Source organism: Promicromonospora sp. CA-289599 (assembly GCF_050936155.1).
Classification (GTDB): Bacteria; Actinomycetota; Actinomycetes; order Actinomycetales; family Cellulomonadaceae; genus Promicromonospora.
In genome coordinates this window covers 1204999-1231463 of the sequence record NZ_JBNJNI010000001.1, presented here as the reverse complement: position 1 = coordinate 1231463, position 26465 = coordinate 1204999, and the positions used below count along the sequence as shown (strand labels likewise).

The 26465-nt window shown below is 69.6% G+C and carries 23 protein-coding genes, 1 tRNA gene and 1 pseudogene; 14 read left to right on the top strand and 11 right to left on the bottom strand.

From position 1 onward, the window contains the following. Positions 1–5: 5 nt before the first annotated feature. Positions 6–647: a thymidine kinase gene (locus tag ACQEVI_RS05490; RefSeq protein WP_432895500.1), complete on the top strand. Its 642-nt coding sequence runs from the start codon at positions 6–8 to the stop codon at positions 645–647. A gap of 71 nt (positions 648–718) precedes the next feature. On the opposite strand, the gene ACQEVI_RS05485 is transcribed toward ACQEVI_RS05490, so the two are convergent. The 3 genes from ACQEVI_RS05485 to ACQEVI_RS05475 form a co-directional block, all read right to left on the bottom strand. After that, complete coding sequence (locus tag ACQEVI_RS05485; RefSeq protein ID WP_432895498.1) at positions 719–1756, bottom strand: fatty acid desaturase family protein; 1038 nt, start codon at positions 1754–1756, stop codon at positions 719–721. Positions 1757–2041: 285 nt separating this feature from the next. Further along, positions 2042–2641, bottom strand: a complete 600-nt coding sequence (locus ACQEVI_RS05480; RefSeq protein ID WP_432895496.1) for a protein-L-isoaspartate O-methyltransferase family protein — start codon at positions 2639–2641, stop codon at positions 2042–2044. Positions 2642–2729: 88 nt separating this feature from the next. Further along, positions 2730–4559, bottom strand: a complete 1830-nt coding sequence (locus tag ACQEVI_RS05475) for a BCCT family transporter (protein WP_432895494.1) — start codon at positions 4557–4559, stop codon at positions 2730–2732. 342 nt (positions 4560–4901) lie between these two features. On the opposite strand from ACQEVI_RS05475, the gene rplU reads away from it, so the two are divergent. The 12 genes from rplU (at position 4902) to ACQEVI_RS05415 (ending at position 13708) form a co-directional block, all read left to right on the top strand. After that, positions 4902–5210: a 50S ribosomal protein L21 gene (rplU, locus tag ACQEVI_RS05470; RefSeq protein WP_432895492.1), complete on the top strand. Its 309-nt coding sequence runs from the start codon at positions 4902–4904 to the stop codon at positions 5208–5210. 78 nt (positions 5211–5288) lie between these two features. After that, positions 5289–5546 carry a 50S ribosomal protein L27 gene (gene rpmA, locus ACQEVI_RS05465; RefSeq protein WP_108495115.1) on the top strand — a complete coding sequence of 86 codons (258 nt, stop codon included), beginning with the start codon at positions 5289–5291 and terminating at the stop codon, positions 5544–5546. 113 nt (positions 5547–5659) lie between these two features. Beyond that, positions 5660–7180 carry a GTPase ObgE gene (gene obgE, locus ACQEVI_RS05460; RefSeq protein WP_432895489.1) on the top strand — a complete coding sequence of 507 codons (1521 nt, stop codon included), beginning with the start codon at positions 5660–5662 and terminating at the stop codon, positions 7178–7180. A gap of 85 nt (positions 7181–7265) precedes the next feature. Next, entirely contained in the window at positions 7266–8438 is a 1173-nt protein-coding gene (gene proB, locus ACQEVI_RS05455) for a glutamate 5-kinase (protein ID WP_432895487.1), read from the top strand. Positions 8439–8497: 59 nt separating this feature from the next. After that, positions 8498–9844 carry a glutamate-5-semialdehyde dehydrogenase gene (locus ACQEVI_RS05450; RefSeq protein WP_432895485.1) on the top strand — a complete coding sequence of 449 codons (1347 nt, stop codon included), beginning with the start codon at positions 8498–8500 and terminating at the stop codon, positions 9842–9844. Positions 9845–9969: 125 nt separating this feature from the next. Next, positions 9970–10122, top strand: a complete 153-nt coding sequence (locus tag ACQEVI_RS05445) for a hypothetical protein (protein WP_432895483.1) — start codon at positions 9970–9972, stop codon at positions 10120–10122. 44 nt (positions 10123–10166) lie between these two features. Further along, positions 10167–10781, top strand: a complete 615-nt coding sequence (gene nadD / locus ACQEVI_RS05440) for a nicotinate-nucleotide adenylyltransferase (RefSeq protein WP_377225141.1) — start codon at positions 10167–10169, stop codon at positions 10779–10781. Positions 10782–10797: 16 nt separating this feature from the next. Further along, a complete protein-coding gene (locus ACQEVI_RS05435; protein ID WP_432895481.1) occupies positions 10798–12027 on the top strand; it encodes a hypothetical protein in 1230 nt (409 codons plus the stop codon). Next, a complete protein-coding gene (gene rsfS / locus ACQEVI_RS05430) occupies positions 12024–12461 on the top strand; it encodes a ribosome silencing factor (protein WP_357448398.1) in 438 nt (145 codons plus the stop codon). The genes ACQEVI_RS05435 and rsfS overlap by 4 nt, the downstream gene beginning before the upstream one ends. Beyond that, positions 12458–13123 (top strand): histidine phosphatase family protein, encoded by a 666-nt coding sequence (locus tag ACQEVI_RS05425; RefSeq protein ID WP_432895478.1) that lies wholly within the window; start codon positions 12458–12460, stop codon positions 13121–13123. Before rsfS ends, ACQEVI_RS05425 begins: the two co-directional genes overlap by 4 nt. A 125-nt stretch (positions 13124–13248) precedes the next feature. Beyond that, positions 13249–13321: transfer RNA gene (locus ACQEVI_RS05420), tRNA-Ala, on the top strand. A gap of 84 nt (positions 13322–13405) precedes the next feature. Continuing rightward, complete coding sequence (locus ACQEVI_RS05415) at positions 13406–13708, top strand: FAD-binding domain-containing protein (RefSeq protein ID WP_432905798.1); 303 nt, start codon at positions 13406–13408, stop codon at positions 13706–13708. Positions 13709–13839: 131 nt separating this feature from the next. Here the strand turns inward: ACQEVI_RS05415 and ACQEVI_RS05410 are convergent, their stop codons facing one another. The 7 genes and pseudogenes from ACQEVI_RS05410 to ACQEVI_RS05380 form a co-directional block, all read right to left on the bottom strand. Then, positions 13840–14547: an alpha/beta fold hydrolase gene (locus ACQEVI_RS05410; RefSeq protein WP_432895476.1), complete on the bottom strand. Its 708-nt coding sequence runs from the start codon at positions 14545–14547 to the stop codon at positions 13840–13842. A 189-nt stretch (positions 14548–14736) separates the two neighbouring features. Then, positions 14737–15306 (bottom strand): TetR/AcrR family transcriptional regulator, encoded by a 570-nt coding sequence (locus tag ACQEVI_RS05405; RefSeq protein WP_432895474.1) that lies wholly within the window; start codon positions 15304–15306, stop codon positions 14737–14739. 768 nt (positions 15307–16074) lie between these two features. Beyond that, a pseudogene (locus tag ACQEVI_RS05400) lies at positions 16075–16197 on the bottom strand (sugar ABC transporter ATP-binding protein); the annotation flags it as partial. 151 nt (positions 16198–16348) lie between these two features. Then, the gene (locus tag ACQEVI_RS05395) at positions 16349–16897 is read right to left on the bottom strand and encodes a peroxiredoxin family protein (protein ID WP_432895472.1); all 549 of its coding nucleotides are present in this window, start codon (positions 16895–16897) and stop codon (positions 16349–16351) included. Between the two features lie 271 nt (positions 16898–17168). Continuing rightward, positions 17169–18425 carry a hypothetical protein gene (locus ACQEVI_RS05390; protein ID WP_432895470.1) on the bottom strand — a complete coding sequence of 419 codons (1257 nt, stop codon included), beginning with the start codon at positions 18423–18425 and terminating at the stop codon, positions 17169–17171. 85 nt (positions 18426–18510) lie between these two features. Then, the gene (locus tag ACQEVI_RS05385) at positions 18511–18819 is read right to left on the bottom strand and encodes a hypothetical protein (RefSeq protein WP_432895468.1); all 309 of its coding nucleotides are present in this window, start codon (positions 18817–18819) and stop codon (positions 18511–18513) included. Between the two features lie 86 nt (positions 18820–18905). Further along, positions 18906–19679: an SDR family NAD(P)-dependent oxidoreductase gene (locus ACQEVI_RS05380; RefSeq protein ID WP_432895466.1), complete on the bottom strand. Its 774-nt coding sequence runs from the start codon at positions 19677–19679 to the stop codon at positions 18906–18908. A gap of 245 nt (positions 19680–19924) precedes the next feature. Between ACQEVI_RS05380 and ACQEVI_RS05375 the strand changes: the two genes are divergently transcribed. After that, on the top strand, positions 19925–22729 hold the full coding sequence (locus ACQEVI_RS05375) for an AAA family ATPase (protein WP_432895464.1): 2805 nt from the start codon (positions 19925–19927) through the stop codon (positions 22727–22729). A 482-nt stretch (positions 22730–23211) separates the two neighbouring features. Here the strand turns inward: ACQEVI_RS05375 and ACQEVI_RS05370 are convergent, their stop codons facing one another. Beyond that, positions 23212–26010, bottom strand: a complete 2799-nt coding sequence (locus ACQEVI_RS05370) for a helix-turn-helix transcriptional regulator (RefSeq protein ID WP_432895462.1) — start codon at positions 26008–26010, stop codon at positions 23212–23214. Positions 26011–26465 lie beyond the last annotated feature (455 nt).

Genomic DNA, 26465 nt, shown 5'->3' with positions numbered 1-26465 from the left:
CGACCATGAAAGACGGGCTGGGCGCCGGGCGCCTCGAAGTGATCGCCGGCCCCATGTTCGCGGGCAAGTCCGAGGAGCTTCTGCGCCGGGTGCGGCGCGCCCGGATCGCGCGGCGCGGGGTGCTGGTGGTGAGCCACGCGCTCGACGCCCGCAGGGGCCTCGGCAGGGTGACCTCGCACTCGGGTCAGGGTGTGCCCTCGCGCACGGTGTCGGACGCCGCGGAGATCCTCGCCCTGCTCGACGCGGGCGCCGACGTCGGGGACGAGACCGGGACCGAGATCGAGCTCGTCGCCGTCGACGAGGCGCAGTTCTTCGGCGCGGCCCTCGTGCCCGTGGCCTCGGAGCTTGCCCGCCGCGGGTTCGTGGTCGTGGTCGCGGGGCTGTCCGTCACGTTCGACGGCCAGCCCTTCTCGCCCCTGCCCGAGCTGATGGCGCTCGCCGAGTCGGTGGAGAAGCTCACCGCCGTCTGCTCGGTGTGCGGGGCGGACGCGGCCTTCCACGTCCGCGTGCCGGGTGCGCCACCGGTGACCGACGTCGACGCCGCCGCGGGTGACGCGCTGGTACCGGTCGCCGCGCACGTCGGCGGCTCGGAGTCGTACGAGGCGCGCTGCCGTCGGCACGCCGGGCGTGCGGAAGGGCGCGAGTGACCGGTAGAGGCTGAGGCCCTGCCGACCGCTCGCGCCCTTCGGCGCGGCGAGGTCTGCTGCTGCCCCGAGGGTCAGACCTTGCGGAGCGAGTGGTACTCCGGGCAGTCGAACGGGTCGCGTGCCGCGAGCCCCACCCGGTTCAGGTAGTTGACGACGAGCAGGTACGAGTGCGCCAGGGTCGTCTCCGTGTAGGGGATGCCGAGGTTGGCGCAGTGCTCCCGGACGATCACGGCCGTCCGGATCAGGTGCGGCCGCGGCATGCTCGGGAACAGGTGGTGCTCGGTCTGGAAGTTGAGCCCGCCCATGAGGATGTTCATGAACCGGCCACCGCGGATGTTGCGCGAGGTGAGCACCTGCTTCGAGAGGAAGTCGAGCTTGCTGTCGGCCGGGATGATCGCCATGCCCTTGTGGTTCGGGGCGAACGACGCGCCCATGTAGACGCCGAAGACGGCCAGCTGGACACCGAGGAACGCGAAGGCCATGCCGAGCGGCAGCACCAGGAACAGGATCGCGACGTAGACGCTGAGACGTACCGCGATGGTGACGAGCTCGCCCACGCGCGACCGGAGCGTCTCCGGCTTGCCCTGGAACAGCGACTGGATCGAGATGACGTGCAGGTTCAGGCCCTCGAGAGTGAGGAGGGGGAAGAACAGCCAGCCCTGGTAGCGGTTGATCCACCGCTTGAGCCCGCGGTGCTGGCGGACGCCGTCCTCGGTGAACGCGATCGTGTCGTTCTCGATGTCCGGGTCCTTGCCGACCCGGTTCGGGTTCGCGTGGTGCCGGGTGTGCTTGTTCATCCACCACGAGTAGCTGATGCCGACCACGGCGTTGGCGAGGAAGCGGCCCAGCTGGTCGTTGTGGCGCCCGGACTCGAGGACCTGGCGGTGCGACGCCTCGTGTGCGACGAAGGCGAACTGCGTCAGCACCAGGCCGAGCGCTCCTGCCATGAGGAGCTGGAACCAGGAGTCACCCAGCAGGACGAAGCCCGTGATGATCCCGCCGAGCGCGACGGTGAGCGCGGCGAGGGTCCAGGCGTAGTAGCGGTGCGCCCGGTTGAGCAGTCCGGCGTCGCGCACGGTGCGTGCCAGCGACGTGTAGGTACTGGTCACCGGCTGCGCATTGGGGTCGCGGGGTTTCGTCGGGCGGAAACCGTCGCGGACGAGGGGGGCAGCTTGGGCCATGTGGTCCTCACATGCTCGGTGTCGACTTCTCAGTCGTGGAATTCGGACGATCTCGTCCATCACGCAGATACCCCGGAGCCTACGGGACCGTAGGTTACGGTAGCGAGGGGCAGATGTGGACGCCTCGCGAAGGGTTTTAGACGACCTATTGACCTTAACTTGTCGATTTCATTCCGAAATAGCCCCGGGAATCCGTTATGACCCGAATCTGGCTCACGACTCAGGGTCCTCGATGAGCGGCACGAACCGGTACCCACCGTGATCGCTCGCACGGGTGCGTCCGTCGGGCAGCCGCTCGATGAGCAGCAGCGTGGTCCGGATGGGGATGACCATGCGGCCGCCGTACCCGATCTGGTCCACCAGTGCCCGCGGCAGCGCCGGAGCCGAGGCGGACACGAGGATCCGGTCCCAGCCGTTCGGCCGGGGATGCCCGAGCCTGCCGGGCGTGGCCTGCTCGATGCTCGCCCAGCTCAAACCGGTGCGTCCGAGGTTGGCCGCGCCCCACTCGGCGAGCCTGCTGTCGCGCTCCACGCCGAGCACCGAGCCCTGGGGCCCGGCGAGGTAGGCAAGCAGCGCGGTCGTCCAGCCGGAGCCCGAGCCGACGTCGAGCACGCGCGCGCCGAGCGGGACGCGCAGCAGGCGGAGCATCGCGGCGACCGTCGCGGGCTGCGAGGAGGTCTGCCCGCGCCCGATGGGCAGCGGCCGGTCCTCGTGCGCGAGCGGCCGCTGGGAGCGCGGCAGGAACTCCCGGCGGGGGACCGCGCGCATGGCGCGTTCGATGTCGTCGTGCACTGCTACCGGTTCAGAGGCCATCGGGATCACCCGGTCCCAGGGTAGGCACAGGGCGATCCAGGTCGCCAGGTGCCTACCCGGGCGGTTCGAGCTGGCTCGGCGCCCGCGCTCAGCGGGAGCCGACGGGTTCCGGCTCGATCTCGGGTGTCGTCGTGCCCGTGGACCCGTTGGTGGGTACCTCGGTGTCCTCCGGCCGATACCACTCCGTCAGAGCGGGGTCGGCAGTGTCGAGCCAGGCTCCAGCGCCCTTGTCGGCGCCCTCGGTGTGCACCACGCCGACGACGAAGTCGTCGCCGTGCTTCTCGATCCCGGTGCGCACGCCCTGGACTATCGCCTCGCGGGCATAGCGGCGCCGCAGGGTCTGCGGGTCCCGCGCCAGGTCCTTGGCCCAGGCAGCCATCACGAGGATGACCACTATCGCGAACGGCAGCGCGGTGATGATGACAAGGCTCTGCAGGCCGTTCAGCGCAACGGAACCGCCGCCCACGAGCAGGACGCCGGCGATGGCCGCCAGCGCGATGCCCCAGACCACCGTGACCCAGGTGCTCGGGCTCGGGTTGCCGCGCTGCGACAGGCTCGCCATGACGATGGAGCCGGAGTCTGCACTCGTCACGAAGAAGATGACTATCGAGATCATCGCCACGATCGACGTGAACGTCCCGGCCGGCAGTTCGTGCAGCAGGGCGAACAGCATGTCCTGCGGCGACTCGGCGGAGCTCAGCGCCCCGTTGGTCTGCTCCATCCACATGGACGTGCCGCCCAGGATGGTGAACCACACGAGGCACACGACGCTGGGAGTCACGATGACGGTGGTGACGAACTCGCGCAGGGTGCGCCCACGGCTGATCCGGGCGATGAACAGTCCGACGAACGGTGTCCAGGACACCCACCACGCCCAGTAGTAGGTCGTCCAGCTGTCCATGAACGCCTGCGCGTCCGGAGACGTGGCGGCGGTCTGCGCCATGAGCCGGAACGAGTCGCCGACGAACTGCATCAGGGTGCCCTGGAACAGGTTCAGCAGGAACGCCGTCGGTCCGACCACCAGCACGAAGACGCCAAGCAGTCCCGCGACGACCATGTTGATGTTCGACAGGGCGCGGATACCGCGCTTCACGCCCGAGACGGCCGAGATGATGAACGCGACGGAGAGGACGACGATGATGCCGATGATCGCGCCGTTCCCGAGCGGTCCCGTCCCCGCGACGATCTCGACGCCGCGGCCGATCTGCAGTGCGCCGATACCGAGCGACACGGCGACACCGAACAGCGTGACGATGATCGCGAAGGAGTCCACGACGGCGCCGAGCGGACCCTTGGTGCGCTCGCCGAAGATGGGCTCGAGCAGCGAAGAGATCAGCGGGGTGCGTCCCTTGCGGTAGGCGGCGTAGGCGACGGCGCCGCCCACCAGCGCGTAGTAGGCCCACGCCATGGGTCCCCAGTGGAAGATGGTCTGCACGAGGGCCGCGTGCATCGCCGGATTGGTGCCCGGGTCGAGGCCTTCGTAGGCCGGCGGCAGATCGACGAAGTAGGTCATGGGCTCGTACGGTCCGTAGAAGAGCAGCCCGATCCCGATCCCGGCGGAGAACAGCATCGCGAGCCAGGAGCCAGTGGAGAACTCGGGCTTCTCGTCGTCCTGTCCCAGCCGGATGTTGCGGTAGCGGCCGAACCCGAGCCACATCATGAAGATGAACACGGTGCACGTGAGCAGGCCGAACAGCCAGCCGAACGAGCCGGAGACCCAGGCCAGGCCGGTGCTGGAGGCGGCGGCAAGGCTCTCGGGCCCGGCGGCACCCCAGACGATCACGCCCACCACGAGTACGGCGGCGAAGGCGAACACGCCCCAGCTGGTGCCGAAGTTGCTGTTGGTGCGCTCGACGCCCAGTCCGGGCAGCAGAGCCGGATGATCAGTAGTTTTGCCGGCGTTCTTACGGCTCGCCATCAGAGCTTCCTCTCGTGCGGCGAAGAAATCTCGGTCAAAAAACAGTCATGGACGCTAGCAGACGGCGGATCAGAGCTTTGTCCCGGGCATGCCAAGTGGTGACTCGGGGGTGTCGGGGCCTCGGAGCAGGAGGTGGCGTGCGGCGAGGGTGGGCAAGACCACGCTCCCGCCGGTTTGAACCCTTCGAGAGCGTCGCGTAACCTAGTGCTTCGGTGTGCTGTCTGCGCACCCGTCCTGCGTGCCCATGGCGCACCGCACTCGACCGCCGCGGCGGAGCGAGTCACAGCAAAGCCGGTGGATCCCGTCGTGCGCGCACGCCAAGACTAGAGAGATGAGTTGAACGTGGTTTACGCGATCGTCAAGGCTGGTGGCCGTCAGGAGAAGGTGTCCGTCGGGAGCATCGTCGTCATGGACCGTGTCCAGGCGACCCCCGGTGAGACCCTCGAGCTCCAGGCCCTCCTGCTCGTGGACGGGGAGAAGGTGACCACCGACGCGAAGAAGCTGGCGAAGGTCAAGGTCACCGCTGAGGTCGTTCGGGACGAGAAGGGTCCCAAGATCACGATCCTCAAGTACAAGAACAAGACCGGCTACCGCAAGCGTCAGGGTCACCGTCAGTCGCTGACCCGGCTCAAGGTCACCGGCATCAAGTGACTTCCGCTGCGGGCCTCGCGGCCCGCGCGTGATCCAGATACTTCTTCTTCTCCTTCGTAGCGAAAGACAGGTCCTGAGATGGCACACAAGAAGGGCGCGAGCTCCTCGCGCAACGGTCGTGACTCCAACGCCCAGCGCCTCGGTGTGAAGCGCTTCGGTGGCCAGGTCGTGAAGGCCGGCGAGATCATCGTCCGCCAGCGTGGCACCCACTTCCACCCCGGCATCAACGTGGGCCGCGGCAAGGACGACACGCTGTTCGCCCTCACCCCCGGCGCCGTTCAGTTCGGTGCGCGTCGTGGCCGCAAGGTCATCGACATCGTGACTGTAGAGGCCTGAGTACCGGCTTCCGCGTAAGGGGGCGCACCGGTGACGGTGTGCCCCCTTCGCCTTTTTCTCGAGCGGCTCGTAGCGGGCCGCTCTGCCTGAGCAGTTTTTGAGAGGATCGAGACATGGCCAGCTTCGTAGACCGGGTGGTGCTTCATGCCGCCGGGGGAAACGGCGGGAACGGCTGCGCCTCGATCCGTCGCGAGAAGTTCAAGCCCCTCGCAGGGCCCGACGGCGGTAACGGCGGCGACGGCGGTTCCGTCAAGCTCGTCGTCGACGCGAACACCACCACCCTGCTCGAGTACCACCACTCGCCGCACCGCCGTGCGACGTCGGGCACCCAGGGGATGGGCGGCGACAAGGACGGTAGCAAGGGCGGCGACCTGATCCTGAAGGTGCCGGACGGCACCGTCGTGAAGGACCTGGACGGCAACGTCCTGGCCGACCTCGTGGGCGATGGCGCCGAGTACGTCGTCGCCCCGGGTGGCAAGGGCGGCCTGGGCAACCGGGCGCTGTCGTCGCACACGCGCAAGGCCCCCGGCTTCGCGCTGCTCGGCGAGGAGGGCGACACCGCCGAGATCGAGCTCGAGGTCAAGACGATCGCCGACGTCGCGCTCGTGGGCTTCCCGAGCGCCGGCAAGTCGTCGCTGATCGCCGCGATCTCCGCCGCCCGGCCCAAGATCGCCGACTACCCGTTCACCACCCTGGTGCCGAACCTCGGCGTGGTGCAGGCCGGCCAGTCGCGGTTCACCGTCGCGGACGTCCCGGGCCTGATCCCGGGTGCGAGCGAGGGCAAGGGGCTCGGCCTGGAGTTCCTGCGGCACATCGAGCGCACGGCGATGATCGTGCACGTGCTCGACTGCGCCACCCTGGAGCCCGGTCGTGACCCGATCAGCGACCTCGACGTGATCGAGGAAGAGCTGGCCAAGTACGCCGGGGACATCGGCATCGAGGGTGGTCGGGTGCCGCTCAACGAGCGCCCCCGGCTCATCGTGCTCAACAAGATCGATGTGCCTGAGGCCCGCGAGCTCGCGGAGTTCGTGAAGTCGGACCTCGAGGAGCGCGGGCTGCGCGTCTTCGAGATCTCGACCGCCAGCCACGAGGGCCTGCGCGAGCTGAAGTTCGCGCTGGCCGAGACCGTCGAGAAGGCCCGCGCCGCGGCGCCGCCGCCCGCGCCCGCCCCGGTCGTGCTGCGCCCGCGCGCCGTCGACGAGGCGCGGTTCACCGTGCGCCGTCTCGGTGGCGACGAGACCGGCTACTGGTTCGAGGTGCGCGGGACCAAGCCGGAGCGCTGGGTCAAGCAGACCGACTTCAACAACGACGAGGCAGTCGGCTTCCTCGCGGACCGGCTCGCGAAGATCGGCGTCGAGGACGGCCTGTTCAAGGCGGGCGCCGTCGCCGGCGACGAGGTGCGCATCGGCGACCCGAAGAACGCCGTCGTCTTCGACTGGGAGCCCACGCTGCAGACCGGTCCCGAGCTGCTCGGCGGCCGCGGCACCGACCTGCGCCTCGAGCAGAACGACCGGCCGACGCGTGGCGACAAGCGCCGGGAGTTCAACGAGCGCATGGACGCCAAGTCCGAGGCCCGGCGCGAGCTGTGGACCGAACGCGAGGCCGGCCACTGGACGGACCCGGACTCCGAGTAGCCGGCCCGCCGGGGAGGTATCGCGGCAGGGTGGGCGTGACCGGTGCGTGAAATGGCCGCGCGTCTCGGGCGGTACTCCGGCGAGGATGGGGGGCGTGAGCTCCATCGAACCTTCGGCCAGCCCCCAGGACGCCCCGAGCGCCCGGTCCGTGATCGCCGGCGCCCGGCGTGTCGTGGTGAAGATCGGCTCGTCGTCCCTGACGGGCCCGGACGGACACCTCGACGTCGGGGCGCTGCGCGGGGTCGTCGAGGTCCTCGCGGCGCGGCAGGCAGCCGGAGCCCAGGTCGTGCTGGTCACCTCCGGTGCGGTCTCGGCCGGCATCGGCCCGCTCGGACTCGGCTCGCGGCCGCGTGACCTCGCGACCATGCAGGCGGCGGCGTCGGTGGGCCAGGGCCAGCTCGCCGGCCGGTACCAGGAGGAGTTCGCGGCGTTCGGGATCCAGATCGGCCAGATCCTGCTCACCGCCGAGGACACCGTCCGTCGCGCCCGCTACCGCAACGCGCAGCGGGCGCTGGAGCGCCTGCTCGCGCTCGGTGTCGTGCCGGTCATCAACGAGAACGACGCGGTCACGACCGACGAGCTGAAGTTCGGTGACAACGACCGTCTGGCCGCGCTCGTGTCGCACCTCGTGCGGGCCGACGCGCTGCTGCTGCTGACCGACGTCGACGGCCTGCACGACGCACCGCCGTCGCGCCCCGGCGCCCGGCGTATCCCGCAGGTCGACGACCTCGCCGAGATCGCGGGCGTCGAGGTGACCGCGCGCGGCAGCTCCGTCGGCACGGGCGGCATGGTCACCAAGCTCGAGTCGGTCCGGATCGCCACCGGCGCGGGCGTCCCCACCGTGCTGACGCTCACGAGCAACGCGGCGGCCGCCCTCGCCGGGGACGACGTCGGCACCTTCTTCTCCGCCACGGGACGCCGCACGTCGGCGCGTCGTCTGTGGATCGCGCACGCGGCGCGCACGGAGGGCCGCCTCCACCTGGACGACGGCGCCGCGCGCGCGGTTCTCGGCGGCCGAGCCTCGCTCCTGCCCGCCGGGATCACGAAGGTGGAGGGCCAGTTCGACGCGGGTGACCCCGTGGAGCTCGTGGGGCCCGACGGCACGGTGGTCGCGCGCGGGCTCGTCGCCTTCGACGCGAGCGACCTCCCGGCGCTCCTGGGGCGCTCGACGTACACGCTCCGCGAGGAGCTGGGGGAGGGTTACGACCGCGTGGTCGTGCACCGGGACGACCTGGTGCTCGACCGGCCGACCGGCTGACCCGTCCACACCACGGATTCGCCCTCTGCTCCGGCCCTCGCCCGACGTACCCTCGGAGCATGACGACAGTGATCCACGACGCGATACCTGCCGGAGGCGAGAGCGCCGGAGCGGCCACGCCGCCGTCGGGCACCACGGAGGTGGACGTCACCGCCGCGGTGCGCGACGTCGCCCGGCGCGCGAAGGTCGCGTCGCGCACCCTCGCCACGGCGAACCGCATGACGAAGGACGCCGCGCTCGGTGCGATCGCGGGTGCCCTGGTCGGCGCAGCGGACCGGATCGTGGCCGCGAACGCCGAGGACCTGGTGCGGGGGCGCGCGAACGGGATGTCCGACGGGCTCCTGGACCGCCTCGCGCTGACCCCGGAGCGGATCGCGCAGATCGCCGACGCGCTGCGCGACGTCTCGGGCCTGCCCGACCCGGTCGGCGAGGTGGTGCGCGGGCAGACGCTGCCGAACGGCCTGCGCCTGCGGCAGATCCGCGTGCCCATGGGCGTGGTCGGCATGATCTACGAGGCCCGGCCCAACGTCACGGTCGACGCCGCGGGCCTGGCGCTGAAGTCGGGCAACGCGGTGATCCTCCGCGGGGGGAGCGCCGCGGCGGCGTCGAACGAGGTGATCGTCACGGTGATGCGGGACGCGCTGACCGCGCTGGGCCTGCCCGCGGACCTCGTCCAGACGATCGACGCGTACGGCCGGACCGGCGGCGTGGCGCTCATGCGCGCCCGCGGCCTGGTGGACGTGCTGATCCCGCGGGGTGGCGCCGACCTCATCCAGACGGTGGTCCGCGAGTCCCTCGTGCCCGTGATCGAGACCGGCGTCGGCAACGTGCACGTCTACGTGGACGCCACCGCCGACGTCGCCATGGCCGTGGCGATCGTGATGAACGCCAAGACCCAGCGGGTAGGCGTCTGCAACGCCGCGGAGACGCTGCTCGTGCACCAGGACGCCGCGGCCGGCTTCCTCCCGGCGGCGCTCACCGCGCTGTCCGACGCCGGTGTGGTGCTGCACGGTGACCCGGCAGCCATGGCCTTTGCCCCGGCCGGTGCCGACATGGTCCCCGCGACGGACGAGGACTGGGCGACCGAGTACCTCGCACTGGAGCTCGGCGTCCGGGTGGTGCCGTCGCTCGACGAGGCGATCGAGCACATCCGCACCTGGTCGTCCGGGCACACCGAGGCGATCGTGACGCGCGACATCGCGGCGGCCGACAAGTTCGTCGCGGAGGTCGACTCCGCGGCGGTGATGGTGAACGCGTCCACCCGGTTCACCGACGGCGGCGAGCTCGGCCTGGGTGCCGAGATCGGCATCTCCACGCAGAAGCTGCATGCTCGTGGTCCCATGGGACTGACCGAGCTCACCACCACCAAGTGGGTGGTGACGGGGGACGGGCACGTCAAACCGTGACGGCCCGTCGGCGTCCGGAGATTTCCCCGGGATCTCCTTGCGGCGCAGTGCCACGATGTACAGGCCGCAATACGTCCGTGAGAGACTAAAGCCCACCTGAGCACGTCCGACTGGGAGGAACCCCCGTGCTGCACAACGCTGTCCTGGCCGCCGAGGCCGCTACGGAGCACGCCAGCGAGCCGATCGCACCGATCGTTCTCGGCCTGATCGCTTTCGGCGCCCTCTTGGCCGCGCTGGTCGTCACGTACGCGTTCCGCAACGTCGGCAACCGACACTGATCCGCCTGACGGGAGCCTGACGACCAGATGAGCGCACCCACGGTATGAGTGCCCCTACTGGGAGCAGGCCGCGCATCGGAGTGATGGGCGGTACGTTCGATCCCATCCACCACGGCCACCTCGTGGCCGCCAGCGAGGCGGTCGCCCACCTGGGGCTGGACGAAGTCGTCTTCGTCCCTACGGGCCGACCAGGATTCAAGCAGCAGCAGCGGGTCACCCAGGCCGAGCACCGCTATCTCATGACGGTGATCGCGACGGCGTCGAACCCCCGCTTCACGGTGAGCCGCGTCGACATCGACCGAGCGGGCCTCACCTACACGGTGGACACCCTCCGGGACCTGCGCCAGCAGCGGCCGGAGGCGGACCTCTATTTCATCTCTGGTGCGGACGCCATCCAGCAGATTCTTCGGTGGAAGGATGCCGAGAAGCTGTGGGACATGGCACACTTCGTCGCTGTCACACGGCCAGGGCACAAGCTCTCCGTTGACGGGCTTCCTCGGGACGGCGTGACGACGCTCGAGGTGCCCGCACTAGCTATCTCCTCGACCGACTGCCGTCGTCGGGCCGAGGAGGGGTTGCCGGTCTGGTATCTGGTGCCTGACGGCGTGGTCCAGTACATCGCCAAGCACGGACTGTATCGAGGTCTTCACGATGAGTGACAACAATGGTCGTCCCATGACGCGCCGCGAGATTCGCGAGCGCGAGGCTGCCGCTGCGGCCGCAGCCGCCGGTGGTACCGGTGGCAGCGCCTATCCGCCCCAGGGCGGGCAGCAGCAGCCTCCGCACCGTGGCGCGCCCGCGCCCGCGCCCGCGCCCGAGGGTGGCGGCTGGTCGCCGCAGACCCCGCCGGTCGCCCGTCCCCCGCAGGCGACGGGTGGCTCGCGCGGCGTGGACGCGACCGGTCGCCTGACGCCCGTGCAGCAGCCTGGCGGCAACCCGCCGCCGTACGCCCCCGGTGCGCCCGGACAGGGCCGGCCGGGTGCCGCGCCGTCCGGTCCCGGCGGTCAGGGCGGCCCGCCGCCCGGTCCTGGTGCCTTTGCTCCCGGTCGTGGTCAGCAGCCCTCGGGCCCCGGCGCGCCCGGCCAGCAAGGTCCTGGTGCGCCCGGCCAGCAAGGCCCCGGCGGACAAGGCCCGCAGGGCGGGCCGCCGAGCCCGTTCGGTGCTCGCCCGTCCGCCGCGCCCGTGCCGCCCGCCCCGCAACAGGGTCGCTCGGGCAGGTTCGGCGGGCAGAGCGCCCCGCAGGGCCCCGGTCCGGGCATGCCCCCGGCTGCCGGTAGGCCCGGCGACTCCGGCCAGACGGCGCAGTGGGGCCCCCCTCCTTCTGGCCCCACCCAGTCGCCGTCGGGCCCGCCGTCACCGTTCGGGGCGCGACCCGGAGCGCCTGCGGGCCTCGGCCAGCAGCGTCCCGGGAGCCTTGCCCCGCCGCCCGGAGGCCCGTCCAGCGGTCCGATGGCCGGCGGCGCCTCCGCGCCCGCGCTTCCCTGGGAAGCCGGTGCCCCGGCGGCCCCGCAGTCGCTGCCGCCGGGCGGCGCACCCCCGGCCCCCGGTTCCCCGTTCCCCGGGCGTCCCGGTCCGGGCGGCCCTGGTGGCCCCGGCTCCGGCCCGGTCGGCGGTCCTGGACAGCAGTTCCCGGGCGCACCCGGTGGCCAGTTCGCTGCCGGACCGGCTGCGCCGTCCCGCAATTCCCGCCGTGAGGTGGAGGAGGAGTGGGACGAGGAGGAGGACGAGGGTCCGCAGTACACCTGGCTGCACTACATCATCCTGGTGGTCGTGGCGTTCGTACTGGGCCTCCTGATCTGGAACCTGGTGCTCAAGGGGGACAGCGGCGCCGTCACGGATGCCGCCGCCCTGCTGGGCAGTCTGCCGGGCACGTTGCCCGGCTTCAACGGAGGAGATGCGGCATGACCGCTACGGAGCGGGCCACAGAGCTCGCGATCATCGCTGCGCGAGCCGCGAGCAGTGTCAAGGCGCAGGAGATCATCGCGCTCGACGTGAGCGAGCAGCTGGTGCTCACCGACGTGTTCCTCATCGCGTCCGGCGCCAGCGAGCGTCAGGTCTCCGCGATCGTCGACGCGGTCGAGGAGCAGCTCTTCAAGGAGGGCGTCAAGCCGATCCGCCGCGAGGGCAAGGCACAGGCGCGCTGGGTGCTCATCGACTTCGGTGACGTCGTCGTGCACGTGCAGCACGCCGAGGACCGCACGTACTACGCGCTCGAGCGGCTGTGGAAGGACTGCCCGGCGATCGACCTGCCGGAGGACGCCCAGGGCGGCGGCGACACCGGCGAGTACAGCGACCCCGACGACGGCGCCATCTACCTGGCGGGGGACTCGCGCCGGTGACAGCTGGGACGGTAGTGCTGCTGCGCCATGCGCGCACCGCGTACAACGCGGGACTGCGGCTGCAGGGTCAGATCGACATCCCGCTCGACGAGGTCGGGCGGTGGCAGGCGGAGCAGGGCGCCACGGCCCTCGCGGCGTCGCACAAGGCGTCGCTCGTGGTCGCCAGCGACCTCGGACGTGCCAGGGACACGGCAGCCGCCTACGCACGGCACGTGGGCCTGGAGGTCGTGACCGATGCCGGGCTGCGTGAGCGGTCGTTCGGCATCTGGGAGGGCATGACCGACGCCGAGATCGCGGAGCGCTGGCCGGAGGAGCACGCGGTCTGGCGGAGCGGCGGGGAGCCTCCGGTCGAGGGGGTCGAGTCGAAGGGCGTGGTCGCCCGCCGGATGGAGGAGGCGGTGCTGCGGCACGCTGAGGCACTGAGCGCGGGGGAGACGCTGGTGGTGGTCTCGCACGGTTCGGCGATCACCCAGGCGATCACCCGGCTGCTGGGCCTCGACCCGGCGACCTGGCGTGGGCTGCACGGTCTGCACAACGTGCACTGGTCGCACCTGCACGCCTCCGCCCCGGGCGCGGCACCGGCATGGCGGCTGGTCGCGCACAACGTGGGCGCCGGATACCCGCTCGACACCTGGCAGTCAGGGCCGGAGGCCCGGCAGTAGCTGTCCGAGTTTCTTGCGGGATCGTCGGCGTGATGGAACGCACGCGGCTTTTGATTTGGTCCCTGGCGTCGGTCTGCATAGACTAACCACGCTCGCCCGGCCGGATGGCTGGGGGAGACCAATTCGGGGCTGTGGCGCAGCTGGTAGCGCACCTGCATGGCATGCAGGGGGTCGGGGGTTCGAGTCCCCCCAGCTCCACCGAAACACCTGGTCAGAGGCCATTCCGGAATCCTGTCACAAGGAGGAAGGGATGGCCTCTCTCCATGAACTCACCGGTTCAGGATCGAGTCTCGGTCCGCGAGCTCGCATGGCGCAACGTACGCCGACGTCCTCGACCAGCGCCCAGACTCAGCACGTCGTCACTACGACCGCTCGTACGACGTGCTGAGAACCGACAGCGGGCCGGACGCCGACCGGCTGTTCACCGCCTGGAAAGAGGGTCGCACCGGCTTTCCCACCATCGACGGCGGCCCGCCCGCCGGATATCCCGCACCTGTCGTTGACCGCCAGCACGAACGGGCCGAGGCCCTGGTCCGGCTCGAAGCTGTCCGGGAGTCCAGTCGTCGTGAACGCGGAGCGCACTGACCGGGTAGGTGCCTCAGTGGAGTGAAGCAGTCCCTCGACAACTCCACTCCACCACCGGAGTCCTTCCTCGGCCGGAAGCCCGACCGCGCGTCGTCACGACGGGTGTGACCCGCACGGGCACGCAGCGGTGATCAGCGGGCTGGTGCCCCGTCGACCGCCTCGAGCGCGATCCTCGCGAGCAGGCCGGCCAGGTCCGCGGGTTCCGTCAGGAAGGGTGAGTGGCCCCACGCCATCCGGTGCGCCCTGCCCGACCGCACCGCGAGCGTCTCCTGATATTCCGCAGGCAGCGCCAGGTCGTGCTCACACACGATGTAGGTGGACGGCGTCGTGCGCCACCCGGCTTGTGTGAGCGGCTCGGCGAACGACCGGACGCTCTGTGGCACCAGCCGCTGAACCGCTGCTTCGGCCTCGTCATCGGACATGCCCACGTAGAACGCGTTGAGCGGGCTGTTCGCCACCGGTGTGAGGCCTTCTGGCTCCTCAGGAACCGGCGCTCCGTGGCTGCCCCAGAGGCTCTCGCCGACGTCGAGCTGGTAGGCCGAAAGGTAGACGACGTGCGTGACGTTGGTGGCCTCGGCGACGGCCTGTGTGACCGGGATGCCGCCGTAGGAGTGGCCGACGACGATCACCGGGCCTTGGATACGGTCCAGCGCCTGACGCACCGTCCGCGCGTCATCGTGAATGCCGGCTGCAGGGTCGCCGGCGCTCGGCAGATCGACCGTCCGAGTTGCCCAGCCGTCCGCTTCCAGGATCGGCTTCAGCTTGCCCCAGGTCCATGAGCCGTGCCACGCGCCATGGACCAGCAGAAAGGTGGGGCGGGAGTTCATGGCAAGAGCCATCAAGAATCCGTTCTGATCGTCGTGAGGGGGACGCAAGCGCGTCATCGGGAGATTAGACGAATGTTGGACATGGTGTCCAACGTCGTGTCTCACGAAGCGATGCCTGGTCCGCCGGCCACGCCGGGACCAGCCCCCGCACCTCGTCAGGGCCTCGAGCCAGCGGCTTCGGGCACCAGGATGACGGTGCTGTCAGCGGACGGTCTTGTCGGCGGGACGGCGATACACCCCGTACCAGTGGCTACGCGCGAGTTCATCGGCCACGAGGGAGTCGTCGTCGCCGTCGCTGTTGGCGACCTGCTGCGCGATGACCTGGCTGCCTCCCTGGACGATCGCCCTGGCGGCGATCGGAGGGATGAGATCTGTCGGCGTGCGCCCGGCCCGTCGTTCCGCTTCGAGCACGGTGATGAGCTTGTCGATGAATCGGTCCTGGTCGACGGTCCATGCCTCGCGTACGACGGGGTCGTACGCAGCTACCTCGTTGATTGCCGAGAGCAGTGCCGCGTGTTCGCGGTAGTGGCGCAGGATGAGTGCGTAGGTTCGGGCAAGGCCTTCAGGCCCGCCATCGGGTCCGTCCGGCCGCCAGGCCGAAGCGAGCGCGAAGCTCTCCATCTTGAGTGAACCGCTCAGCCGCTGAAGCACGTCTACCTTGTCACGGAAGTACAGGTAGAAGGTGGACCGTGAGATCCCGGCGGCGAGCGCGATCTGCTCCACGCTCAGCTCGGTGTAGGTCGTACCGTCGCGCAGCAGCTCGTCGATCACGGACTCGATCCGCTTCTCGAGCGCGGCCCGTCGGTCGGCCGCTGCAGAGGGTCGGCGCGTGGTGGAAGCCATAGAGGCATTCTAAGGATCCGACGCGTCGACCTTGGTCCTCGAGGCGGGGTCAGCTCTCGGCACCGACCGGCCTCTACTGGCCCTACGAGGCCCGTGCGACTGGCCCTACGAGGCCCGTGCGACCGCCTCGTTCCCGGCGACCTCGTACGCGGACGAACCGGGATCGTTCAGTGCTCCCCAGTCGCCGAACACGGGCCGGTCGGTCCAGTAGTCGGTGACCGGCCTGCCGGCGTACCGGCTGACGAGCCAGGTTCCGGGCCGGCACTCGGTCCTGTCCAGGATCGTCAGGGACCCTGTGCCGTCAGGATGGATCACGGACTGCACTTCAAGCATGATCTCGGTCTGCTCCCACCGCCTCGTGTCATCGGGATAGGTGTAGTCGTAGGTGCTCCGACGCCAGAGACGACCGTCAATCTCTGTGTGATCGACCCTGCGCCACAGAGCACCGTGTCGATCGAAGTGCCGGACCAGAGCATCCGAGCTGGCCAGCTCGATCGTCCAGCGTGGTCGGAGCATGCCATGAGGGTCGGCATCAGCGGCATCGATGATCTTGAGGTCCTCATGGTTCTCGTAGAGCTGTCTGGCGGCAGCGGTGCCGAGCCGGCCAGGGTCATGGTCAGGACACCGTGTCCCTCCGATCCCGTGCGTCGTGTAGTACACGTCGCCGTCCGTCATGGAACGCCTCCACACCTGCGACAGCGCGTGGTTCCGGAAGACCGTCGCGGTGTCGCGGTCCTTGGGCCGCACGTCGGTGACGTCGCGGTCACCGATGAAGATGTGCCCGCCGTCGACGTCCTCGAGGCCTGCGAGCAGACGCGAGTCGCATGATCGAAAGTGACCGTAGCCATGACTGGTACATCCCTCCACCGGCAGGTACGTGCCGGACGATCCGTCGTGGCCCCACCCGCGGGGTGGGTGCTTCTCACCGCAGGAAGGGGGAGAAGCACCCGGTCGGTACATCGAGGCTCTGTCACCCGGCCCCGTTGCTCACATGGTGGACCAGTCCGATGACATCTTCAGGTACGAGCCGACCGATTGCTCCGCTGGAATAGACGCTGACGATCACGTCCCCGGACCGATCGAGTACGAAGCCGGTCGACTGGAGATAGGCAGGATCAGGGTTGACGAAGGCTCCGGTCGCGGCCGAGATCGCCGTGGTGTCGGCGCTGTGCCCGACAGGGAAGGTGAGACCGTGCCGGGCAATCTGTTCCACGGTCGTCGCCTCGTCGTCGGCGGACAGCGCCGCGACCTTGATTCCTGCTTCGGCCAGACGCTCGCCGGCCCTCTGGAAAGCACGCAGCTGTGCGTTGCAGTACGGGCACCAGGACCCGCGATAGAAGAGCACCACGCCGAAGCTGCCGGAGAAGGCGTCGGGCAGGGCAAGGGTCTGTCCACCTGGCCGGGTAAGGGTCAGGCTGGGGAACGAGTCCCCGGGACTGAGCAACGGCATAGCTGTCTCCTTGTGATCTGCTCTGTCGAGCACATGTCGGTCAGGACGGTTGGCGACGTCGGACCACATGCTTCTTACGTGGTGGTCGTCGGCGGTTCTCGGTGGTGCGCCTGTCACCGGACTGCTGAGCCGGCTGGTGCGGTCCGCTGCGGGGAACAAAGGGTTCACGCACGAGGGTTGAGGGGTGTGCCTCGGACGGCGAGCGGACAGCGGGCGAAAGGGTTGAGTACATGAGCGAGTCGCGGGTCAGGACGAGCGCGACGCACGACACCGGACGGATCACACGCTGGACCGGTGCTGAGGCCGTGGTCCTCGCCGGCGGGAACCCGGGTGACGGCGCTCAGAAGCCCGCCAGGCCCTGGGGGCTGTTGTACGGGATGCGCACGCTCGTGACTTCCTCGAGGGCCCCGTCGGGTCGCACCGCGTACCCGACCAGCTTCGAGGCGTTGCCGTAGATCTGGTAGAGGTGGTTTCCGTCGGGGGCGAGCCAGTTGTCGCTGGGTCCGCTGCTCACCGTTCCGTTGAGCGCTCGAAAGGTGCCGTCGCCGGGGACCTTCTCGCACGCCGGGTCCTGGACGACGGACACGACGTTGCCCTCGATCTTGAAGGTACTGATGCTGCTGTAGCCGAAGTTCGTCGCGAAGACGAAACCGTCGTCCGGCGACACCGCCAACCAGCACAGCTCGGACGGGGTACCTGCGCTCGTGTCGATACGGACCAGAGGCCCTGTGGTGATATGGCCCTCGGAGTCGATCCGGGCCAGCACGACTCCGTCACCCACTGCGGCGCCGATGACGAGGTGGTCGGGTCGGTCGTGCAGGAACGCCGGGTAGAACGGGGATCCGCACCCCGCGTCCTCGAACGACGGTCCGTCAAGAGTGCCGTCCTCGCGCACCGCGAAGACAGCGAGCCCGTCCGGGTCCGGAGCGTTGGAAGCGATCAGTTTCGGCGTGCCATCAGGGCCGTCGACCCACAGGACGGGCGAACCGTCGGGATTCGCGGTGAGGAGCTGATCGAAGGTGGTGCCGACGACGAGGAACGTGCCGTCCGGCGAGAGCACCACCGTCGTCGGGATGCGTCCCAGCTTCTCGGCGGTGTTCACCGTGTAGCGCTCGGGTCGTGGAGTCAGCGTGCCGTGCTTGTCGACCGTCATCGCACGCAGGTGGGCGGGTCCGAACGAGTGCAGCACGTACAGGGTGCTGCGGGCGGGTGCGTAGGCCAGGGACTTGGCGGTGCCGCTCGCTCCGTCGACCAGGTTGCCCGTGCGCTTGACGTCGAGCAGCCGCAGTTGCCCTCCGGGACCGATCCGGAAGCTCGACACGGAGTTGTCCCCGCCGTTGGTCGCGAACAGCAGCGCTCGGTCCGGGCTGATGATCACGCTCGCAGCACCCTCGAACGCGTTGGGAGCGCTGGCCTGACCGCTGATCGGCTTGAACACGCCTGATCCGGCACCCCCGGTCAGGATGCGCTCCGACTCCTCGAGCGTGCCGTCGGCACTGCGGGTGTAGTGGATGACAGCGTTCCGGATCTCGTTGGTCTGCACGTAGAGGTGGCCGCCAGGTGCCGACGCACCCGCCGTCGCTCCCACAGGCGTCATCGACGCGGATTCGTCATTGAGCATGGTTGTCGCTCTCTTCCAGGTGTGCGGTTCAGCTGTCGCCCTGCGATTCCCCCAGGTAGGGTCATGCCGGGCCCTCCGGCGGGTGCAGGCGTCGGACGACGAAGCCAAGTCCGTCGAGCACCCGCACCGCACCAGCCCTCCCACCCTCGAACTCGTCCGGGGCAAGCCGGTGGCCGGTGGCGAGCTCGTAGGCCGTCCCGAGCAGTGCCTTCGGGGGGTAGGAGCGGCCCTCCCACACCAGCTCGTACGTCGTGGTCGGAGCGAAGCCGTGTGCTGCGAAGAACTCTCGTGGTCCGCGGCGGTCGTACTCCTCGACCGCGCGAACGACGTCTGCGTGTGTCACCCGGTTCCAGTCGATCGCGTGCGTCATGGGACGTGACCCTCTTCCCTCGTGTGATGGCCGCACCGGTCAAAGGGCGGGGTCGGCTCTGCAGGCACGGCCCCGCCCCCGACGAGTCAGTTGCGGCCGGCCATGAAACCGCCGTCGACGTTCAGGACCGCTCCGGTGACCCAGCTGGCGTCCTCGGAGAGCAGATAGGTGATCGCGGACGAGATGTCCTGGGCGGAGCCCACGCGGCCCAACGGGTGGAAACCGCTGAAGCTCTCGATCGTCGCCTCGATCTTGTCCGGAGGAACAAATGCCTGGTAGATCGGTGTGGCGACGACAGCCGGCGCGACGGCGTTCACCCGAATCTGCTGGGGCCCGAGCTCGAGGGCGAGATTGTGCGTCAGAGCGTGCAGCCCGGCCTTGCCCATCGAGTAGGCGGAGGACGGGGTCGCCCCGACGGCCTGGTGGGCCCACATGCTCCCGATGTTCACGATCGCCCCGCCGTTGCCGGCCGCCAACATCCCACGTACCACCGTCTGGGTCAGGAAGAAGGTGGCTCGGTTCAGCTCGAGATATGCGTCGTAGTCGGTCCCCTCGTGGTCGAGGAACGGCTTGGGAACGAAGATGCCGGCCGCGTTGACCAGAAGGCTGGCGTCGGAGTGCTCGGTGGCAAGCTGGTGCTGTGCCTTGGCGACCTGGTCACGGTCCGTGAGGTCCGCCACGATGCCCCACGCCCTGCCCTGGCTGGAGAGGGTCCGTACCGTCTGGTCGACTTTCTCCTGGCTTCGGCCGACGATGACCGCCGTACCGCCACCTCGCACCACGTCGATAGCCGTCTGGCGGCCCATCCCGCTGCTACCTCCGATGACGACAAGCTTGCGACCGTCAAAGTTCTGCGTCATGACACTCTCCCGTCGATTCCCTCGATCTACGGCTGGGACATGGAGCCACGTGCTTGCTCGCAGGACCACAGTTGCTGGGTCGTCGCCCTTTCGACCCCGGCACCTGCCCAGCCCGACCCCTGGGACCGGAGCCGAACACACCGGGCCGGAGGAGGTAAGGCAGAAGCGTCCTCAGGGCACGAACACCTCGTGACGCTGCAGAGCCGGGTGGCATGACCACCGTGCGGGACCAACTCGAAAGTGGCGTGGGAGCCGACCAGGGCGCTTCCCGTCTGCTGGGGCGTGAGGCGGAACGCGCCCGTCTTGCCCAGCTCTTGACGGACGTGGCCAACGGGGGGTCCTCGGCGCTGTGCATCTACGGCCAGCGTGGCGCCGGACGGAGCGCGTTGCTGGATGATGTCGCCGCCCGCGCAAGCGACTTCCGCGTCGTGCGGGTGCGGGGACTCGCTACCGAACAAGACCTGCCGTACGCGGGACTGCACCAGCTGTGCGCCCCGCTCTTCCGCGAGCCGCACCGTCTGGAGTCCCGCCAGCTAGCCGCTCTCAACGCTGCGTTCGGCGAGAGCGCCGAACAACCGGCCGATCGGTTTCTCGTGAGCCTGGCGGTGCTGAACCTGATCACCCAGGTCGCAGCGGTACAGCCCGTGTGCTGCGTCGTCGACGACGCGCACCTCCTCGACGGCGAATCGTTGCTGGTTCTGGCCTTCGTCGCGCGACGTGCAGAGAGCGGCGCCCGACTGATCGTGTTCTCCGAGGACGAACGGCGCCGTCGGACCGAGCTCGAAGGCCTGCCCGAGATGCCTCTCGTACCGATCACCTCGGACGACGCACGGACCGCACTGGTGGCCGCCGCCCCGAGGGGAATCGACCGTGCCGTCATCGAACGGGTCCTGCTTGAAGCACGAGGCAACGTGAGGGCGTTGACCGATGCCTTTGCCGGGATCACCGCTGCCGAGCTCGCCGGAGGGTTCGCGGTTCCCACCCCACGACCGGACGGCAGGGGCAAGGAGCACCAGGTCGCACAGCGTGTCCTCCGGCTGCCGGACGCTGCACGCCGCCTGCTCCTGGTGGCCGCGTCCGAGCCGACCGGCAATCCGACAGTCGTGTGGCGTGCCGCGGCCGTACTCGGGGTCGGGGCTGAGGCGGGGGAGATCATCGAGGTCGAGGATCTCCTGACGTTCGGGCCGCGAGTCCTCTTCAAGCACCCACACCTGCGGGCGGTGGTCTACTCCCTGGCGGCACGTGCCGAGCGGCAGTCGGTCCACCGGGCGCTCGCGGAGGCGACGACGGGTGCCACGGAGGTGGATCGACGGACGTGGCACCGGGCGCTCTCGACCTCGGGCCTCGACGACCGGGTCGCCGAGGACCTCGAGCGGTATGCACCTGCGGCGCGGGTACGTGGAGGGCTCGCTGCCCGCGCCGCGTTCCTGGAAAAGGCGGCGATGCTGAGCACGGACCCAGAGGCACGCGCGCGTCGCGCGTTGATCGCCGCCGCTGCGAAACACCTGGCCGGTGGTACGGACGCCGCTCTGCAGCTCCTGGCGATCGCGCAGACCGTCGCCCCCGACGAGCCGCGCGAAGCTCTGATCGCATTGCAGCGCGCTCGGATCGCGTTCACCGCGCGGCGCGGCAACGCTGCCCCCGGTCTGCTCCTGGACGCGGCGGAACGTCTGGGGCGGCACCGGCCCGTACTGGCTCGTCAGGCACATCTTGAAGCGCTCGTCGCGACCATGGCTACGGGACGTCTGGCGACGGCGCCGGCGGGAGCCGAGGTGGCACGTCTCGCCAGAGCTCAGGCGAGGAAGGGATCGACCGATCCGGTGGACCTGCTGCTCCAAGCACTCGCGACCCGGGTTCTCCACGGCTACGTGCCCGCCGTCCCGTTGCTGCGGGAAGCCGTCAGAGCCGTCGGATCCGGGCCTGGCAGCCCTGCTGCGGAAGGCTGGCGATGGCTTGCCGGCTTCATCGCCGCGGACCTCTGGGACGTGGGCGCCTGGGACGGGGTCGCCGGCGAGTCCGAGGAGCACGCGGCCGCTGAGCAGCACCGGCCCGAGATGGAATTCCAGCGACCTGACCATGTCCTGGCACAGGCTGCGCTCGCCGAGGTCTACCGTGGTGACTTCGAGCGCGCCCAGGCCACCTTGGCCGGGGCCGAAGGCTATACCGAAGACGTCGGGGTGGCGCCCGTGCTGACTCCCTCCGTGCTGCTGGCTGCCTGGCGAGGGAAAGCTGACCTCCTCGAGGACCAGGCGCAGATCGTCCGCCGATGCGCACGACTTCGGGGCGACGAACGTGGCCTGGCCGCGGTGAGCCTCGCGGAGGCGATCCTGTACAACGGTCTCGGCCGCTACGAGCGAGCCGCTGACGCGGTCCGCGACGCGGTCGAGTCCGACCAGATCGTCCTGGCTGGTTGGGCACTGCCGGAGCTGGTCGAGGCGGCGGCCCGCAGCGGACGCCACGAGCAGGGGGCCGCCGCGCTGGCGCTGCTTGCCGACAGGACACAGGCGGCTGGTACGGACTGGGGTGCGGGTGTGTACGCGGCGTCCGCAGCGCTGCTCACCGAGGACCTCGCCGACGCCGAGGTGTTCTACCAGGAAGCGGTCGACCGGCTCTCCCGGACCGGCATGCGAGTCCATCTGGGGCGCGCCCAGCTCGTTTACGGGGAGTGGCTCCGTCGCCGGAACCGGCGGGTCGACGCCCGTGAGATGCTCCGTCAAGCGATGGGTCTCTTCGACGGCGTCGGTGCCGACGCGTTCGCCGACCGCGCGCGCCGCGAGCTGCTCGCGACGAGCGAGAGAGCCCGCCCACGACGACCCGGGGCAGCGCGGACACTCACGCCGCAGGAGTACCGCATTGCCCATCTGGCGCGCAACGGGCTCACCAATCCGGAGATCGGTGCCGAGCTTTTCATCAGTCCGAGGACCGTCGAGTACCACCTCGGCAACGTCTTCGGAAAGCTTGCGATCACCTCGCGAACCGAGCTGCACCTGGTGCTCGAACGCACGGCCCCGCCCAGGCCGTGGGCGCTTCCACGGACCACGCGAACCTGACGACGCGGCCGGTTGCGGAGCCACGACGCCGATCCGTATCCGGCACAGGACCACCGGCACGTAAGGAGTCCCACGGCGTGGTACACCAACGATCCGAGTGATCGGGGCGGTCTCTGCTGAGGAAGCTGCGACGCATGGTGTCCTGGACGAGGCCCGGCGGCTGGTGCAGCCGCTGGGGCGAGCCGTCGTGCGACACATGGGCGAGACGAACGCTGGTACGGGGGACACGTGAAAGGCGATGCGGGGGCACGGCGCAGCGGTCACTGGAGACGGTTGGAGTCGTACCTCCGCACCGATCCTGACGACCCAGGGTGCAGCGCGACCAGAGAGCTGCTCGACGTCTATGCCGAGATGTGCGTCCGGAGGCTACTGCCGGAGCTGCGCTTTCCCGAGGCCACGGTGCATCTTCGCGGATGTGTCGCGTGCAGTGAGGACCTCGCCGGGCTCATCGCCTTGCTCGCCGATCAGCCTTGAAGCCTCGACTACGAGGAACCTATCAACAGCTCCCGGGTGTCGAGGGTGAAGCGGTCGAGCTGGCTTCGTGAGGTGATGCCGAGCTTGGGGAAGACCTTGCGCAGGTGGTACTGGACGGTGTGCACGCTGATGAACAGTCGGGTGGCGATCTCCCGGTTCGAGAGTCCGTCGTGGGCGAGCGTCGCGATCTGCGCCTCCTGGGCAGTCAGACGCTGTGTGACGCCGGGCCTGTCACGGTGCGGCGCGGGACCACCGGTTGCTCGCAGCTCGCGCCTGGCTCGGTCAGCGAATCCGGCGACACCCATGTCCTCGAACATGGTGTGCGCCTCGTGCAGTCGCTCGCGGGCTTCGCCCCGCCGACGTTCGCGGCGCAGCCACTCTCCGTACAACAGCTGGGTGCGGGCCAGGTCGACGCGTAGGCGGGTCTTGCCGAGATGGGTCAACGACTCACGATACAGAAGGTCCGCCGCCTCGCCGGTGCTCACGAGCGCTCCGGCCCGTGCCCGAGCGCCGAGGGCCCAGTCGGTCCCTGTGGCGTCCGCCATCTCGGCGATCCTCTGCGAGGCGTCGCTTGCGATCGTCGTCTCCCCGCAGCGTGCGGCGGCCTCGACCAGCTCCACCAGCACCCAGTTGAGCGCGGCGGGATCCTTGTCGTACGCCGTGGCACGAACACCCGCCGCCACCGCCTCCTCGAACTGCCCGAGCCCGTTGTTCAGCAGCGCGCTGGCCCCCTCCGCGAAGATGACGCCCATTCCCTCACCACGCCGGCCCGCGTCCTCGATGGTGGCCTGGATCAGGGGCGCCGCGCTGTGTGAGTCACCACGGAGTGCAGCCAGCCACATCGCGCCGTAGGCGGTGAGGCCGCTGCCGGTCGCCTCCGTCACGGCACGCTGTTCCTGGATCAGGGAGGCCGCCGCAGGCAGGTCGCCGGCGAACAGGAGCACGTGGGCACGAGCGGTCAGGGCCAGAGGAAGCTCGCTCAGCGCCCCCGTCGCGCGCACGAGCTGGACGTACCGGGAGGACAGCCGGTCCCACGACTCGTCGTCCCAGAGGCGGATCGCCGTGATGCACGCCAGGTACATCAGGCGCAGCTGCTCGTCGGACGAGAGGTCGCCGCCGAACCTCTCGAGAGCCGACCGCAGGATCGGAACCCCTGCCGCGTAACCCTTGTGCAGGCCCGAAGCCGTGCCGTGGAGAAGGAGATCGAAGCTGCCGGAAGGGCGCCGGTTCCGAGGCACGGATCTCACGACCCGAGCCACGTCCGTCACGGTGCCACCCGCGCCGGCCAGCCGGTTCGCGAAGATCGCTGCGACCAGTGCGTCCGCGTAGGTGGTACGTGCCCGTTCCGGGTCGACGTGCTTGAACCGCCGAGCCGCGTCGAGGAGCAGCTTGGGAGCGTCGCCGCCTCGGCTGGTCATGAAGGCGAGCTCGGCTCTCATCGTGTCGACGGTGGCCCGTTGGGCATCATCGAGGTTGCTGGAGATCGCCGCGGCGATGAGTTCCCGTGCCTCGTCGAACGAGCCGGTGTGGATCGCTACCTCGGCCGCCGCCAGCCCACGCCTGGCCCGATCCTCTGGCGCGACCGTCAGGACTGCCGCCTGGCGCAGGAACGCGGCGGCCGCTGAGAGTCCGCCTCTTGCCCGGGCCCTGCCCGCCAAGCGCTCCAGCTCGGCGGCCAGGGCAGCATCCGGCCCCGGAGCCGCCTGGGCCCTGTGCCATGCCCGACGGTCCGGATCAGTGCGTTCGTCCGTGGCATCAGCCAGAGCTCGGTGTGCCTCCCGACGGTGGTACAGGTCCATCGACCAGTACACCGCGGAGCGGGCGAGCGGGTGGCGGAAGCGGACCCTTGTGCCGAACTCGGCGAGCCCCGTCTCGGTCGCCGGGGCACTTGCCTCCGGACCGATGCCGAGCCGCTCCGCGGCTCGCCAGACCAGGCCGGGGTCACCGGTGAGGTCGGCCGACGCGAGCAGGAGGAGCGTTCTCGACTGTCGTGGAACTGCCTTGACGCGACGCCGGAAGGACTCCTCGATGCTGCCGTCCAGCGGGGCGGTTCCCAGTATCCCGAAACCACCGGCAAGCTCGGCAGCGCTCAGCCCCCTGGGCAGCTCGAGCAGTGCGAGGGGATTGCCGCGGGTCTCGGAGACGATCTGGTCGCGCACTGCCTCGTCCATGGGACCGGGAAGCACCAGACCGAGAAGCTTCCGTGCGTCCGCCTCGGTCAGCCCACGAACCCGCAGACCAGGCAGGCTCTCGAGGTCGCTGCCGGGCATCCGGGTGGAGAACACGAGGGCTATCGGTTCAGCACCGAGCCTCCGGGCGACAAAAGCCATCACCTGCGCGGTCTCCCGGTCGAGACAGTGTGCGTCGTCGACCAGGCAGACGAGTGGCCGCGACTCCGCAGCGGTGGACAGAAGTCCGAGCACCGCGAGGCCGACAAGGAAGCGGTCGGGCGGTGGGCCCGTGCTGATCCCGAAGGCCGTACGCAACGCCTCGCTCTGTGGTGGGGGTAGCTGGTCGAGATGGCTGAGCATCGAACTGCACAGCTGATGCAGACCTGCGAACGCCAGATCCACCTCTGCCTGGGCTCCCACCACACGCACGACCTGACATCCCTGGGCATGGTCAGCCAGGTAGTCCAGCAGTGCGGACTTCCCTACGCCTGCTTCTCCGTGGACCACCAGCACGCGGCTCTCGCTCGACTGCCTGACCGTGCTCACCAGCCGGTCCAGTTCCTCGCACTCGGTCCGGCGTCCGGTCAGGCGCTCTGTATGCCACCGGCTGTCCGCGAGCTTTCGCCAGTGGTCCATATCAGCGCTCCTGCCTCGCACTACGGGCACCTGTTGACCGATGAGGAGTCGACTCGGCTGCGCAAACCGGTTTGCGAAGAGCGCACCCAGGGCGAACGGCTACTGCCACGTCGACATGGCGTCGTGAGATCTTGACGCGGAGACGTGGGTGCAAACTACTTTGCACAGATCGAAGGTAGCACACGACACCGAGTTCGCGATGGGTCACCGTGGGCTCGCCTCGTCGGGCACTACCCGCACGGACTACCCGGCAGGGGATCCGGCGGCCATGAGAGCCGTCGCAGACTGGCTGCAGGTCCCGGGGTGAGTGTCGTGCGGCGGCCTCGGCCTTGAGATGTCGCGATGTTCCCGGCCCCTCTGTCTGTGCGGCACCTGCCCTCGCGGGGCTTGCGGTCCGTCGATCGTCCTCTGATTCAGAACCTATCGCATAACTGGACGATCTAGTCCTTAAGAAC